The sequence below is a fragment of the Kitasatospora sp. NPDC059973 genome, from assembly GCF_042737525.1.
In the GTDB taxonomy this organism is placed as follows: domain Bacteria; phylum Actinomycetota; class Actinomycetes; order Streptomycetales; family Streptomycetaceae; genus Kitasatospora.
Genome location: NZ_JBHWUI010000117.1, coordinates 1 through 14,654, shown reverse-complemented (window position 1 = coordinate 14,654; position 14,654 = coordinate 1). Strand labels below are relative to the sequence as shown.

General features: G+C 72.4%; 11 protein-coding genes and 1 pseudogene. 7 read left to right on the top strand and 5 right to left on the bottom strand.

Going from position 1 to position 14,654, the window contains the following annotated elements; genetic code table 11:
- On the top strand, positions 1-374 hold a 374-nt coding region (locus ACFWA9_RS27335), incomplete at its 5' end, for a hypothetical protein (RefSeq protein ID WP_380390464.1).
- 169 nt (positions 375-543) lie between these two features.
- Here the strand turns inward: ACFWA9_RS27335 and ACFWA9_RS27330 are convergent.
- The 5 genes and pseudogenes from ACFWA9_RS27330 to ACFWA9_RS27310 all read right to left on the bottom strand — a co-directional run bounded on the left by ACFWA9_RS27330 (position 544) and on the right by ACFWA9_RS27310 (position 4,597).
- Positions 544-1,986, bottom strand: a complete 1,443-nt coding sequence (locus ACFWA9_RS27330; protein WP_380390462.1) for an RICIN domain-containing protein — start codon at positions 1,984-1,986, stop codon at positions 544-546.
- A gap of 472 nt (positions 1,987-2,458) precedes the next feature.
- Positions 2,459-2,650 (bottom strand): hypothetical protein, encoded by a 192-nt coding sequence (locus ACFWA9_RS27325; RefSeq protein ID WP_380390461.1) that lies wholly within the window; start codon positions 2,648-2,650, stop codon positions 2,459-2,461.
- Positions 2,647-2,928 (bottom strand): hypothetical protein, encoded by a 282-nt coding sequence (locus ACFWA9_RS27320; protein WP_380390459.1) that lies wholly within the window; start codon positions 2,926-2,928, stop codon positions 2,647-2,649. Before ACFWA9_RS27320 ends, ACFWA9_RS27325 begins: the two co-directional genes overlap by 4 nt.
- Before the next feature lie 1,211 nt (positions 2,929-4,139).
- Positions 4,140-4,346 (bottom strand): annotated as a pseudogene (locus tag ACFWA9_RS27315) (DUF6009 family protein); the annotation flags it as partial.
- A gap of 113 nt (positions 4,347-4,459) precedes the next feature.
- Positions 4,460-4,597, bottom strand: a complete 138-nt coding sequence (locus ACFWA9_RS27310) for a hypothetical protein (protein ID WP_380390457.1) — start codon at positions 4,595-4,597, stop codon at positions 4,460-4,462.
- Between the two features lie 629 nt (positions 4,598-5,226).
- Here ACFWA9_RS27310 and ACFWA9_RS27305 point away from each other — a divergent pair.
- From ACFWA9_RS27305 to ACFWA9_RS27280, 6 genes are all read left to right on the top strand, one after another.
- The gene (locus tag ACFWA9_RS27305) at positions 5,227-6,045 is read left to right on the top strand and encodes a methyltransferase domain-containing protein (protein ID WP_380390455.1); all 819 of its coding nucleotides are present in this window, start codon (positions 5,227-5,229) and stop codon (positions 6,043-6,045) included.
- Between the two features lie 109 nt (positions 6,046-6,154).
- A complete protein-coding gene (locus ACFWA9_RS27300; RefSeq protein WP_380390453.1) occupies positions 6,155-8,080 on the top strand; it encodes an ABC transporter ATP-binding protein in 1,926 nt (641 codons plus the stop codon).
- Positions 8,064-9,896 carry an ABC transporter ATP-binding protein gene (locus ACFWA9_RS27295; protein ID WP_380390451.1) on the top strand — a complete coding sequence of 611 codons (1,833 nt, stop codon included), beginning with the start codon at positions 8,064-8,066 and terminating at the stop codon, positions 9,894-9,896. The genes ACFWA9_RS27300 and ACFWA9_RS27295 overlap by 17 nt, the downstream gene beginning before the upstream one ends.
- A gap of 29 nt (positions 9,897-9,925) precedes the next feature.
- Positions 9,926-10,831, top strand: a complete 906-nt coding sequence (locus ACFWA9_RS27290; RefSeq protein WP_380390449.1) for a transglutaminase domain-containing protein — start codon at positions 9,926-9,928, stop codon at positions 10,829-10,831.
- Between the two features lie 149 nt (positions 10,832-10,980).
- Positions 10,981-13,530: a beta-ketoacyl synthase N-terminal-like domain-containing protein gene (locus ACFWA9_RS27285; RefSeq protein WP_380390447.1), complete on the top strand. Its 2,550-nt coding sequence runs from the start codon at positions 10,981-10,983 to the stop codon at positions 13,528-13,530.
- A complete protein-coding gene (locus ACFWA9_RS27280; protein WP_380390445.1) occupies positions 13,530-14,468 on the top strand; it encodes a hypothetical protein in 939 nt (312 codons plus the stop codon). Before ACFWA9_RS27285 ends, ACFWA9_RS27280 begins: the two co-directional genes overlap by 1 nt.
- Positions 14,469-14,654: the final 186 nt, after the last annotated feature.

Here is a 14,654-nt window from a genome sequence, read left to right as displayed (position 1 = left end):
AGATCTGGACCGCCGACAAGAAGCCCGACGGCACCTGGACCACCTTCACCGCCATCCCCAGCAGCGGCATCCAGAACATCACCGCCACCACCGTCGACAACACCGTCCGCCTGTTCGCCGTCGGCGGCGACAACAAGATCTGGACCACTGACAGCACCAACGGCGGCCCCTGGACCGCCTTCGACGCCGTCCCCGGCGCCAACAGCGTCAAGCAGGCCACCGCCATCACCATCGGCGGCACGATCCGCCTGTTCGCCATCGGCACCGACAACCAGATCTGGACCGCCGACAAGAAGCCCGACGGCACCTGGACCACCTTCACCGCCATCCCCAGCAGCGGCATCCAGAACATCACCGCCACCACCGTCGGCTGACCGACAGGCTCGGCTTGACGACAGGCCAGCGTCCGAGCTGGCGCCTTCCGGTCATGGAGATACCGCCATACCGCCGGTATCAGCCCCGCGGGGGCGAATCCGCGTCCAGTGTCGCGATGCCATCGCACCCTCGACACCGGACGCGGATTCGTCCCTGAGCAGGATCCGTTCAGGCGGGGACGAGGTCCCACAGCTGGTTGGCGGAGCCGGTCCCCGTCTCCTGGGTGACGCGTCCACCGGCCTGCTCCGGGGCGGTCAGGGCGAGACCGGAGTGGGCGGCGGTGATGGTGTAGCCGGTCGTGTGATCGCCGCGGATGCGCAAGGCCTGGTTCATGCGCACCATGTCCTCCACCTCGCCCGGGTCGGAGGTGTTGGCCGTGCAGTGGTACTGGGTCAACCCGGCGCCCGCGACGGTGCTGGAACCGGGCACCTCCAAACACTGGCCGCTGTGTGCCGGACGCAGGTTCCAGCCGCCCAGCGCGGCCTTGAAGACGAAGGCCTGGTTGGGGTTACCGGTGGCGGTGTGGCCAACCACGGCGGCCTGGTCCGCGGTCGAGGAGCCGGCGACATCGAGGTAGAGACCGGTCGCGCGGTTCACGACGCGATAGCGCTGGGTGAGCTTCGGGTCCTCGGAACTGAAGGACACCGGCAACTGGTAGTAGCCGCGCCAGGGCGAGTCCGCGTAGTACTGACGTGAGCGGTGCTCGATGTAGTCGTCCCGGCAGGAGCCGCTCTGGCAGATCTCGTCGTCGTGGTTGCTGTAGACGCGGAAGATCTCCCACTTGCGGGCGGCGGTCGCCTCGTCCAGGTTGGGGTTCCCTTCCCTCGCCAGGTAGTCCCGGTAGTAGGTGATGCGCGGCCACGCCGTGCCGCGCCGGTCCAGCGCCCCGATAAGCAACCTGGTCGTCGCGACGTGGTCGGGATGGAAGTACGCGCCATCCAGGCCAGCCTGCGAGTGCTTCTGGTGGTCCGCCGACGGGTCCTCGGTGTTGATGACGGTCGGCCGGTATTCGTCAATGACGCCCTGGATGAACGCGAGGACCTGCTCGCGCCTCAGTCGCTGCTGCACGGGCGCGTCCGCCCCTGGGATGGGCCAGGCCTCCACATCGTCTGCGTACAGCGCCCACAGCTGGCCCTTGCGCATCGTCCCGGCATCATTGGACGCAGTGGCGTCGGGCACCCGCAGTTCCACCGTCGACATCCGGCCGCCGAGCGACCAGGCCGTTGCCTGCACCCCCGCCGCCGCATACGGTCCGTGCTGCCACGGCCCGGCGATACCGGCCGCCGCCTGATAGGCCTGGCGGACGCCGAGTTCGCGGCTCTCCATGTACGCGTACTTGCCCGCGTCTCCCGGATGGGGCGCCACCCAGGGACGCTCGTAGTACGACCCCACCAGGAACAGGGTCCGCACACACACGTCCGGGTTCGCCAGATCATTGATCAAATCCGGTGTCAGGAAGATCAGATCATCATCATGATGGGCCACCACATTCAGGACCCGCCCCGCCGAACACTCCCCGGCCGCCCCGGCATCCACCGCCTGCACCCCTACCAGGCCGGCAGCCAACACAGCCGCCGACATCACACCAGAACAACGGCGCACGAACCGCACGACTCCCCCTCGAGACATAACCCCAGTGCATTACGACGCCGCAGTCACCACGGCACCAACAAGATCATCCCTTGCTCTGGATGAAACGGAACACCGGCCGGCAGGCGGGGCAGCGGCGTCAAGGGCCAGTTCAGTCGGCCGCCCCGCTCCAGCGCTGCCACTGACGCGCTCGACCGGCGCGCGAGAACGCCACCATTTGCCACTACTGGGATCCCGCCGGGAGGAGCCGCGTGAAGAACGCACGTCAAGGCCCCCTGCGGTGGCCAAGGCCCGCTCCTGGACGAACGGTGCCCCGCCGCGGCAGCCACAACCGGGCACGGCAAGCGGCTGCCACAACGGCGACGCCCGTGCCGGCGGGCGTGGCGGCACTGCCGGGGAGGGTGAGGGCACGGTGGCTGGGACCTCGGCGGTGAACGGTGCGGACGGATCGAACGGCGGCGCCGGATGGAACGGGACGGCGCCATGACCATGCTCAAGGACCCGGGGGCTCCTCGATCGCGGGCAGGCTCAGCTCGGGGAAGGGGTGCTCGCGGAGGTCGACGAGGAAGGCGACGACGGCGGAGAACACGTCGGCCGGCGTTCGGGGGTCATCCAAGAAATCCTCGACGGCCGGGGAGAGGGTGAGCGGGTCGTCGTCGTCCGGAACGTCGTGGTACTCGCTCACAGGGCGCCGAGACGCCGCAGCACCGCAGAGGCGGAGGTGCCGGGGGCGGTGCCGGCCTGGACGGCGGCGTGGATCCGGTCGCCCTCCGGGTCCCGGTACAGCTCGGCCCGCAGCCACCAGCGGCGCAGGACGCCGCCGATCATCTCGACGTCGGCCTCGCCCATCTCCCGGTAGAACTCCATCCGCTGCGCCGGCGGGAGGGCCGCGGCGACGGCGTCCTGGGTGCGGGCGATGGGCTGGCGGTCGTCGTGGTGGCCGTGCAGGGGTGCTGCGCTCACCGTTCCTCCGGAAGCTCTCGTACGGGCGGGTCCGGTACCAGTGTCCTCCCTCGGCCGCTCCGGTCGGTACCCGGGGCCGTGGTCGGGTCGCTGTGGCTTCGGTCTCCGGCGGGCCGTGTACACGCGGTGGTAGAGAGCCAGGGGCGCGGCCTGCGTCGCCCGGTCCTGGGCGGCCGGCTGCTCGCCCGCAGGGCTTCGGGCAGCGGCCGGGACTTCGGGGACAGGGGGGTGCCCGAGGTCCCGGCCGTGGGAGGCTCGGCCGCCAGGGCGACCGTGCTGCTCAGCAGCCCGTTGCGGGGGGCGTTGGGCTGCTGTGGCGGTAACGCTAGACCTGCCCGTTCACCGTGGCTAGGGCTGTGACCTGCAATCTTTTGGGGCGCGAACATGCCATGTCGTGCTCGGCGAGAAGTGCTGCGTGCCGGCCGGCGCAGTCGGGGCGGGAGCTCCGGAATCCGCCGCTTCCGTGCTTCCCTCCGCCGCGCATCGTGCGGTGTCACCGCTCCGATACTGCTGGCCAACCGGTTCGGGGCCCGATCCCCGGCTACCGGTCGCGCCGACGGGCGGCGTGGGGGTCGAGGGCGGACTTGCCGCTGGACGTCCTGCAGAGGCTTCCCTCCATCGCGCCGCAGGACTCACAGGCCGTTACGGCCGCGACCTGTGCATGCAGACCGAGACGCCGCCGCGGCGTGTGGAGAGAGCCGGCCTCGCTCCCGTCCCGCCGTCGGCACTGCTCCCCCGCTGCGGCGTGACAGTAAGGGCATACGCTCCCACGTGTGGGGGTGGTTGGGGCACTCGCCGTTGACCACGAGGTTCCACTGGCAGGCGGTGCCCTTCTTCGTTCTGGCGCCGCACCGGTTGGCTTCGTGGCCTTCACCATGGTGGGGGCAGGGCTCCGTGCTGGTGTTGAACGTGCAGGGTCTCTTCGTCGACGCACCGACGGCCCGGCACAGGCGAGGGTTGACGCCTTCCTCCCCGGCCTGGGCGAAACGTTCGGCCAGCTCCGGCCACCTGGGTGAGGTGGCGGCCCATCTCCACCACTCGGGGGACGCGTTGACTTTGGTCCAGCCCGTTCCGTCGGTGCCGTAGGCCGCCGGAATCAGTGGTTCGGCGTGCCCCCGTGGCGCCGGCACCACAGCGGTGTCGTCGGTCATGGAGGGAGCGTAGCGCCGCCCGCACCTTCTGCCTTCCCGCCGTCAACACGGCGTCCCGCTTCAGCCCTTGGGGAGCGTTATTCGGAGTTCGAGCATGGCGGGCGAGGCGGGGCCGCCTTCGGATCGCTCGGTCTTGTAGCCCTTGACGCCGGGAGCGACGGTGCGGGGGTCGACGGCCTCGCCCGGGGCGCCGGTGGCGTATAGGCCGTCGGGGCCCTGGTCACGGTCGTGGGGCAGGAGCCAGACGACACGGCGCCGGACGTGGCCTCCGGGGCGTGGTCGCGCCACGGAAGCCACGCGGGCGGCCGATGCGCGCGGCGCCGGACGCGACGGCGTCATGCGGTCGGCGTCGGGCGATACGGGCGTCGGGCGGTGCGCCGTCAGATGGCGATCTTGCCCATGCGGAACTCTCGGTCCGCATCGGTGCCGGTTTCCAGCTCGGTGATCCACGCCTCGAAATCGGCGATCTCGTCGAGCGTCGGAGAGGGGCGCGTTGCCTCCGCGACTGCAGCGGTCATTGGTGTCACCCCCTTCTGACGTTCTGATCGGCCCATACCTGGGCGCCGTGGGCTCAGGGCTTCTTGGTGAGCACGATGTCGAGCTCGGTGACCCAAGCCTCGAACTGCGCGAGCTCCTCGTTGGTCGGAGCGGGACGCGTAGCCATGTCTTTCACCCCCGTTTCCTGATTCGGTGGCCGTCGCGGAACGGCCGTCGCTCGACGTTCATGACGTCGTCGCGGGTTACGGCTTCTTGGTGAGCACGATGTCGAGCTCGGTGACCCAAGCCTCGAACTGCGCGAGCTCCTCGTTGGTCGGAGCGGGACGCGTAGCCATGGATTCCACCCCCTTCCTTGATCCACTTAGGCGGTGACGCTAACACGGGGCATGTCCACATCAGCAATGTGATGCGCGTCACGAAGTGTTTGGATGCGGTGATCATCACGCTCGACGGCGTACATGTCATGCGGTTAGAGTCTGGCGAAGATCAATCAGCCGGCGCTGACGGGGAAGTCGGGCCGCCGCTGCCGGGTATCCGGCCGCGACGGTTCGAGGGCGCCGGGACCGCGGTCGTTCGAGCGCTCGTCATGAGTCCGCCACGGCCGGTCCCGCCATCATGCCCCGCGTGCACCATCAGAGGGGGAATCCGTATGCAGGCAGAGGCGATCGGAGCCGACCTGCGTGCCTTCGCGGCCGTGGACGACGCGGAGGACCCGGGCCCGCTGATCCGCGCGCTGGACGTGGGTAAGGCGTACCCGGGCATGCGCGGCGTCGAGGCAGCCATCGCGGCCGCTCTGCGGCTGGCCGACGCGCGATCGGTGCTGGACGTCGGCTGCGGCCTGGGTTCGGACGCCATCGGAATGGCTGCCGAGGTGCCGCCGGGCGCCCGCGTGACCGGGATCGACGTCAGCCGGACCATGGTCGCCGAGGCGGGTCGCCGGGGCGCCGCGGCCGCTGCCGACGTCTCCTTCGTCTGCGGCAGTGCGCTCGACCTCCCTTTCGGTGACGGCGAGTTCGACCGCTGCCGGGCCCAGACGCTGCTGCAGCACGTGCCCGACGCACCGCGCGCGATCGCCGAGATCGCCCGGGTGGTACGGCCCGGCGGCCGGGCGGTGGCCTTCGAGTTCGACCTCGGCTCGACCGTGCTCGACCATCCCGACCGGGCGACCACCCGGACGGTCCTCGACTACGTCGCCGACGCGGCCCTGCAGGGCTGGATCGGACGGCAGCTGCCCCGGCTCTACCGGGAGGCGGGCTTCACCGACATCGCGGTCGAGCCGCACCTGGTCTTCAACGACTACTCGTTCTTCCTGTTCACGATGCGACGGCCACTGGCCCAGCTCGTCAAGGACCGGGTGCTGACCGCCCGGCAGGTCGTCGACTGGAAGCGGCGGCTGGAACTCCTGCACGCCGAGGGACACTACCTCGGCGGCACCACCGGGTACCTGGTCTCCGCCACCCGGGCCTGACGCGCGGTCCGCGCCACGGTCGTCCCCAGTCGGCCGACCGTTATCAAACCGTTCCACCGCACCGAGGAAGTGTCATTCCGTGCCCACCCAGCAAGACGGCGATCCACCCATGACGGCCTCCGTAGCCGCGGAGGCCACCGAAGCCCCCGACGGCACGGAGGGCACCGAAACCCCCGACGGCACGGAAGCCGGGGCCGCCGGCCTCGGAGCGCGGATCGCCCGGCTGCGCGAGCGGGACGAGTGGACCTTCTTCGCCGTCCTGCCGCGCGCGCACCGGGGGCTGGCCGTCGCCTGGTGGGCCCTGATCGTCGTGCGCGGCGCGCTGCCGGCGCTGTTCGCCGTCACCGTCGGCCTGCTGGTGGACGCGATCGACGACCACGCCTCGCCGACCGGTCCGCTCTGCGCCGCCGGCCTCGTGTTCGTGCTCTTCCGGCTGCTGGTGCCGTTCCACTCCCTGGTCGGCACGGCCCTCGGAGAGCGTCTCTCCTGCCTGCTGCACGACCTGCTGGTGGAGAGCACCACCGCGCCCGACGGGATCGCCCATCTGGAGTCACGGGAACTGGCCGACAAGCTGGCCGGCGCCCGCGACTTCGACCAGGGCACGGTCGGACCGCCGATGGCGATCTCGGTCGGCCTGATCGCCGGTGGCCTGGTCGAGGCCGCCGTCGGCGTCGGTCAGCTCGTCGTGCTCGCCGCGTACACCTGGTGGGCGCCGCTGCTGGTCGGCGGCGCGTGGATCGCGACGCACTGGCTGCTGCGGGAGAGCAGCTTCTGGGACCGCAACTCCGGCGAGGTGTTGGAGGCTCAGCGGCGCTCCGACTACACGTACAAGCTCGCCGTCGAGGCCGCGGCCGCGAAGGAGCTCCGGATCTTCGGCCTGGGCGGCTGGGTCGTCGACCAGTTCACCGCCAGCCGTCGCCGCCTGGTCGAGCTGCGCTGGGAGAGCACGCGGCTGAAGCAGCGCCCGCTGCGCTGGACGATTCTGCTGCTGGTCGTCGCCAACGGCCTGATGCTCTGGTCGCTCGCCCGGGACGCCGTCTCCGGCGCCATCGGCACCGGCGAGGTGGTCGTCTTCGCGCAGGCCGCGGTCGGGGCGAGCGCACTCGCCTTCGGCGGCCTGAACTGGGCGCTGCCGCCCGCCGCCGGTTCGGTGGCCGCCGTGCTGGCCCTCGGCCCCGCGATGGCGGAGACCGGCGCGCTCGCCACCGGTGACCGCAGCCCGAGGACGGCAGCGGACGCGCAGGCGGCCGCGAGCCCGAAGACGACGGCGGGTACGGAGATCCGTTTCCGGGACGTCGGCTTCACCTACCCGACCGACTCCCGGCCGGTGCTCTCCGGGCTCGACCTCACCATCGAGGCCGGCCGTTCGCTGGCCATCGTCGGTCTCAACGGCGCGGGCAAGACCACGCTGGTCAAGCTGCTCTGCGGCCTCTACGAACCGACCCACGGCACCATCGAGGTGGGCGGCACCGGGCTGCACGACCTCGACCTCACCGCGTGGCGCCGCCGGATCACCGCCGTCTTCCAGGACTTCAACCGGTACGAGCTGCCGCTACGCGCCAATGTCGCGCCGCTCGGCGCGTCCGACGAGGTGATCAGGGCCGCGCTGGCCGACGCCGGGGCCGCGGACCTCGCCGACCTCGACACGGTGCTCGCCGCCGGTTACGAGGGCGGCCGGGACCTCTCCGGCGGTCAGTGGCAGCGGGTCGCCGTGGCCCGCGCGCTGTGCGCGGTCCGCCAGGGCGCCGAGGTTGTCGTCCTCGACGAGCCGACCGCGCAGCTCGACGTCCGGGGCGAGGCCGCGATCTTCGACCGCATCCTCGAGGCCACCGAGAACTGCACCACCGTCCTCATCTCCCACCGCTTCTCGACCGTCCGGCACGCCGACCGGATCTGCGTCCTGGAGGACGGCCGGGTGGCCGAGCTCGGCACCCACGACGAGCTGATGGCCGCCAACGGCCGCTACCGGGAGATGTTCGACCTGCAGGCGTCCCGTTTCGACTTCGAGGAGGAATCCGATGGCATCGTCCTCTGACGGGCTGCCCTCGTCCGCCAGGTCGCTGGTGCGGTCGCTGCGTCTCGGCTACCAGGCGAGTCCGCTGCTGATCGTGGTGGCCTGTGCGACCGCGATCGCCGCCGCGGCGCCGGACGCGCTGTTCGCGGTGGGCCTCGCCGCGCTGATCCATGCGGCGATCGGCCAGGACAGCGGCGGGATCACGGCCGCCGCGCTGTTCCTCGGCGCCCTCGCCACCTGTGGCTGGCTGCTGGGTGTGGTCAGTGACCGGGCCAACCGCCGCTTCGCCGACCGGGCCGCCGTGTTCGTCGAGTCGCACGTGGCCCGGCTGCAGTCGACCGTCTCCACGCTGGAGCACCACGAGCGTGCCGAGCACGCCGACCGCATCTCGGTGCTGCGCAACCACGCCGGCGCGCTCAGCTACCTCTACCAGGAGCTGTTCGGGACGATCGGCGCCGTCATCCGCCTGGTCATCACCCTGGCGCTGCTCATGTCGGTCGACCCGCTGTACGGGCTGCTCGGCGTGGCCGCCGTCCCGGGCGTGCTGGTCTCCGGCTGGCGCTCGGGCGTCGACAAGAAGGTCGAGGAGGCCGGTGCCCAGCACGAGCGGCGGGCCCGTCACCTCTTCACCCTGGCCACGTCGGCGGGCGCGGGCAAGGAGATCCGGGTGGCCGGCGTGCAGCGCTGGCTGTACGAGGCCCGGCGGGACGCCTGGAGCCGTCGGTACGAGCCGCTGGCCCGGACCCGCTGGGCGACCACGCTCTGGCAGGTGGCGGCCCAGTCCGTCTTCGTGGCGTCCTTCGTTCTCGTCGTGGCGCTCGCCGCCCAGGACTCCGGCGCGGGCGCGGCGGACACCCTGCTGCTGCTGACCGCCGGCAGTCGGCTGGCCCAGTACGTCGGGCAGACCGTCACCCATATGCAGTTCTACCGGACCATCTGGCTCGACGTGTCACGTCGGCTCACCTGGCTGGAGGACATCGCCGCCGCCGAGGTGCTGGCGGCCGACCAGCGCGTTCCGGCCCGGCTGCGCGACGGCATCCGCCTGGAGCACGTCACCTTCCGCTACCCCGGCGGTGAGCAGGCCGTCCTGGAGGACGTCACCCTGCACCTGCCGGCCGGCAAGGTGATCGCGGTGGTCGGCGAGAACGGCGCCGGCAAGACGACCCTGGTCAAGCTGCTCTGCCGGTTCTACGCCCCGACCTCCGGCACGATCGCGGTGGACGGCGCCGACCTGGGCCGGATCGCCCCCGCCGAGTGGCGCGCGCGCATCAGCGGCGCCTTCCAGGACTTCTTCAAGTTCGAGTACCCGGTGCAGCAGGCCGTCGGCGTGGGTGACGTCGCACGCCTCGACGACCCGGCCGCCGTTCGGGGCGGCATCGTCCGGGCCGGCGCCGAGGACCTGGTCGCCGGCCTGCCCGACGGGCTCGCCACGCAGCTGGGTCCGTCCTGGGAGAACGGTGTCGACCTCTCGCACGGTCAGTGGCAGAAGGTCGCGCTTGCCCGGGGCTTCATGCGGGACGACCCGCTGCTGCTGGTCCTCGACGAGCCGACCTCCGCGCTCGACGCCGAGGTGGAGCACGCGCTGTTCGAACGCTACGCGGAGGCCGCCCGCAGCGCCGCCGACGACGAGTCCGGCCGGATCACCGTCCTGGTCTCGCACCGTTTCTCGACCGTCCGGATGGCCGACCTCATCGTGGTCGTCGACGGCTCCCGGGTCGTCGAGTTCGGCTCGCACGCGGAGCTGATGGCACGCGGCGGCCAGTACAGCGAGCTGTACGAGATCCAGGCCTCCTCCTACCGCGAGGGCTCGCGCACCGTCCCCGCGGAGGCGCACTGATGGCCCCGCCCGCCCGTAAGGCGCGGCCGGTGCCCGACGAAGCGACCCTGCGCGCGGTCGTGGACCGGATCGTGCGGGTACCCGACCGGTTCCGCTCGTTCACCTCCCCCGCGGCCGACGCCCGGCAGTCCGGCATCGACGAGGGGCTGCTCGCCGCGCTCACCGGTGTCGGACTGCCGTGCCGCGGGCCCGACGGTGCCGGCGTCGTCCGGTACGACCAGCTGGACCTGGCCAACGTCTCGCTCTCGCTGATGCTGCCCTCCGCCCGGTTCATGGCCATGCGCGGGTGGTCGGCGGCCCTGCGCTCGGCGGCGGGCGCGCACGGCGCGACCGGCTACGCGGTGGACGTGCTGCCGGCCTGTCCGCCCGGTGCGGGCGAGCACGACTGCCGCCAGGCGGCGTCGGCCGAACTGCGCGCCCAGCCCGGGTTCACCGGGCCGCCGGGCGGCCCCTTCGCGCTCACCCGGCAGGTGCGCGCGCAGCCGGCGCAGGTTCACCCCGAGCTGGCCGGGCTCACCGGCCTGGTGGCGGACGTGCACTTCCACTACCTTCCGGCCGGCCTGCGCGGCGACGTGGGGTTCCTGCGCGACGCCCGGATCGGCGACTGCGGCCTGGTGGCCACCCACCTCGCCGAGGAGGCGGGGCGGCTGGGCCTGACGGCCCGTCGCTCGTTCGGCCTCTTCCTGTCGGCGCCGTACTCGATCGCGCACTCGTGGCTGGACGTGCGGCTGGACGACCGCTGGGTCTCCTTCGACCCGCACCTGCTGAAGCTGCTCACCGGGTGGGGCCTCCTCCCGGCCGAGGAATGGCCGGCCCACCGCTCGATCGGCGAGGGTGCCTGGCGGCTGGCGGACCACGAGTTCGTGCTCGCCACCCACGACGGGGCGGAGACCCCGATCTCGTTCCCCACCCGGGCCCTGACCGGCCCCGCTTGACCGATTCCGCCTGATCGATTCCGACCGATCGACCCGGCCGGGTACCCCGGCCCGGGTGCCCGACCCTGCTCCAGCTTCGGCCGTTTTGAGACGAAAGGACCGCCATGTCCCCCGATTCCGGGACCGATGGCCTGTCAGGGGCAGGCCAGGTGCCGTCGTTCGCGGCCGTGCACTCCTATGTCCGCGAGGTCGTGGCGGAGGCCGCCGGAGTCGCCGCGGCCGACCTGCACGGCCCCGACGCCCTGCGCGACCTCCGCCTGGACTCGTTGACCCGGATGAACATCACCGTCCGGTTCGACGAGGACCTCGGCGACATCGCGCCCACCCTGACCTTCGAGCACCCGACGGTGGCGGACATCGCCGAGCACCTGCGCCGGACCCGCGGACCCGAACTCCACGCCCTGCTGGGCCCGGAGACCTCCGGCACCGGCGTGCCCCACGCCGAGCCGGCACCCCCGGCCCGGCCGACCCCGGCCACGGCCGCCTCCGACATCGCGGTGATCGCGGTGACCGGGCGCTATCCCGGTGCCCCGGACGTCGAAGCGCTCTGGCGCAACCTGCGGGACGGCGTACGCAGCATCACCGAAGTCCCCCCGGAACGCTGGGACTGGCGGACCCACTTCGACGCGCGCCGGGGCCGGCCCGACCGCTCGTACGGCCGCTGGGGCGGCTTCATCGACGGCGTGGCCGAGTTCGACGCGGAGCTCTTCCACATGCTGCCCCTGGACGCCGTCCACACCGACCCGCAGGAGCGGCTCTTCCTGCAGGCGTGCTGGCACCTGTTCGAACAGGCCGGAATGCTCGGCACCACCACGCACGAGCCGTCCACCGGGGTGTTCGTCGGGACGATGAACCACACGTACGGGAAGATCGGTGCCACCGGCTGGCCGTTCGGCCGGCTCACCGGAGCCAACTCCGCGCCGTGGTCCATCGCCAACCGGGTCTCCTACTTCTTCGATCTCAACGGCCCCAGCTTCGCCGTCGACTCGGCCTGCTCGTCCTCGCTCACCGCGATCCACCTGGCCTGCGAGAGCCTGCGCCGGGGCGAGTGCCGCACCGCCGTCGCGGGCGGCGTCAACCTGCTCCTGCACCCCGCCCACCTCGTCGGGCTCTCCGGCTCGGGCATGCTCTCCTCCGACGAGGCGTGCAAGGTCTTCGACGAGGCCGCGGACGGCTTCGTCCCCGGCGAGGGCGTCGGTGCCGTGCTGCTGAAGCCGCTGGCGGCGGCGGTCGCCGACGGCGACCACATCTGGGGCGTCATCAAGGGCAGCGCGCTGAACACCGCCGGCCGCACCTCGGGCTACACCGTGCCCGACCCCGCCCGGCAGTGCGACCTGGTCGGCGCGGCGGCCGCCCGGGCCGGCGTGGAGCCGCACACCCTGTCCTACGTCGAGGCGCACGGCACCGGCACCGCCCTCGGCGACCCGCTGGAGATCGCCGGACTCGCCCGCGCCCTGGCACCCGGGCGCGACGACGGCGAGCCGTGCCCGGTCGGCTCGATCAAGGCGAACATCGGGCATCTGGAGGGCGCGGCCGGAGTCGCGGGCCTCACCAAGGTGCTGCTGCAGCTCAAGTACGGCCGGATCGCGCCGTGCGTCTCGCTGGACCGGGTCAACCCCAGGATCGACGCCCCCGCGATCCGCTTCCCCCGGGCGGAGGAGGAGTGGCGCACCCCGCCCGGCGTCCCGCGCCGCGCCGGGGTGAGCGCCTTCGGCGCGGGCGGCGCCAACGCCCACCTGATCGTCGAGGAGTACCTGTCCGCGCGCGTGGCGGAAGAACGGACGGAGGCCGAGCACGCGGTGCTGCTCTCCGCCCGGACCGGGGAGCAGTTGGGCACCCTCGCCGCCGCCCTCGCCCGCACGCTGTCCGACCCGGCGGGCGGCACCGACCCGGCGTCCGACTTGACGCGCCTCGCCTACAGCAGCCAGGTCGGGCGGCGGGAGCTCGGTGAGCGCCTCGCCGTCACCGCCCGCGGCACCGCGGAGCTCCGGGCGGCACTCGAGGCCTTCGCCGCGGGCCGCCCCGCCGAGGGTCTGCGGACCGGGACCGCCCGCGTGGACGGCTCGCACGGGCACCTGCTGGACGACGAGGACGGACGGGCCTACGTCGAGGCCCTGACGGCGAAGCGGCGGCTGGACAGGCTCGCCGCGCTCTGGACGGAGGGCGCGGCGATCGACTGGAGCCGCCTCTGGCCGGCCCCCCGTCCGGCGCGGGTCGAGCTGCCGCCCTACCCGTTCGAGCGCAAGCACTTCTGGGTGGACGCCGAACCCGCGGTCCGGGCTGACCACGACGACCGGGACGACCAGGACGACCGGGACATCGCTGACGCCCTGGACACCACGGACGCCCCGGTGCCGTCGCAGAGCGCCGCGGCGGCCGTCGACCGTGACCTCCGCCAGGAGTCCTGCGGCTTCCTCCTGGTCGAACCGGACGCGGTCGACACCGACGCCGACCTGATGGACCTCGGCTTCGACTCCATCTCGCTGCTGCAGCTCGCCGGCCAGGTGGGCGAGATCTACGGGATCGAGTTGGACCCGGCCGTGGTGTTCGCCCGGCCGACACTCGCGACCCTGCGCGAGCACCTGCTCGGGGAGCATGCGGAGGCCGTCGCGGCCCGTCACCGCGACACGGTCGTGCCGCCGAGCGCAACGTCGATCCGGCCGGCCCAGCCGTCGGCCGGCAGCAGAGTGGAGAACTGATGGACCACCAGGCACACCCTCGGCCGGAACACGGGACGGCGGTCACGGAGGTGGTCGACCGGATCCTGCGGGTCCCGGACGGCCACCGGGGTTTCACCGTCCCGCAGGCCTCACTCCAGAAGGTCTACGGCGTCTCCGGGGACCTCCTGGAGCAGCTCCTCGACGCGGGCCTGCCGCACGGCGGCACCGGCGAGGAACGGCGCTACGACGTGCTCGACCTGGAGAACGTCACCGTCGAGCTGGAGCTCAACAGCCCCAACTGGATGCTGATGAAGACGCTCGGGCGGGCCTTCGACGGCGAACTCGGCCGCAGCCGCAACGAGTACCGCTTCCGCACCACCGGCCGCTGCCCCGAGCCGGGCCACCCCGGCGCGTGCGACTTCGCGCCCAGCGTCATGCTCGACGCCGCCTCCGGCTCCGGCGAGGTGACCTGGGAGAGCCCCGTCTCCTTCGTCCGGCGGATCACGCTGCCCGCCGAGGAGCACTGGTTCGGCGACACCGTGCTCCCGCTGTTCACGTCGGTCGAGCGGCTGGTCTTCCACCTCCTCCCGCACGACCTGTCGACCGATGTCGGCTTCGCCCGGGAGACCGGCCTCGCCGACTGCCGCCTCGCCGGCCACGTCCTGCTGGACGAGGCCGCCGGCACCGGCGTGCGGATCCGGGGCGCCAGCGGCCTGATCATGTCCGCGCCCTTCCCGCTCCAGCACATGTGGGTCGAGATCGAGGTGGACGGGCGCTGGACGGCTGCCGACCCGTTCTTCCTGCGCACCCTCGCCCGGTGGCGCATCGTCGACTCCCGGCAGTGGCCCGCGCACCGCTCGCCGGGCCGGATCTACTGGGCGATCGACGGCGCGCCCGCCCCGCAGGACATCACGCTGGTCACCCACCGGGGCGAGCGCGCCCTGAGTTCCAGCCGGATCGTCGACTGGCAGGACTGAGCGGAGCGGGGCCGCGGAGCAGTGGAACGGCGGCGGGTCGGTGTGACCGACCCCCCCCCCGCGGTGGTGGCCGGGGTCCTGGTGACGCGGCTCGACGTGCTCCCACCTGTGTCCCGCCGCGGGGCCCCCCCCGCGACCGTGCTGCACCTGGACGACGCCGAGGACAGGGCCGGCCCGACGGTCGTC

Excerpts from the sequence above, each read along its gene's own strand:
- ACFWA9_RS27310 (WP_380390457.1), bottom strand. The coding sequence starts at position 4,597 with ATGACCGCTGCAGTCGCGGAGGCAACGCGCCCCTCTCCGACGCTCGAC.
- ACFWA9_RS27305 (WP_380390455.1), top strand. The coding sequence starts at position 5,227 with ATGCAGGCAGAGGCGATCGGAGCCGACCTGCGTGCCTTCGCGGCCGTG.
- ACFWA9_RS27300 (WP_380390453.1), top strand. The coding sequence starts at position 6,155 with ATGACGGCCTCCGTAGCCGCGGAGGCCACCGAAGCCCCCGACGGCACG.
- ACFWA9_RS27295 (WP_380390451.1), top strand. The coding sequence starts at position 8,064 with ATGGCATCGTCCTCTGACGGGCTGCCCTCGTCCGCCAGGTCGCTGGTG.
- ACFWA9_RS27280 (WP_380390445.1), top strand. The coding sequence starts at position 13,530 with ATGGACCACCAGGCACACCCTCGGCCGGAACACGGGACGGCGGTCACG.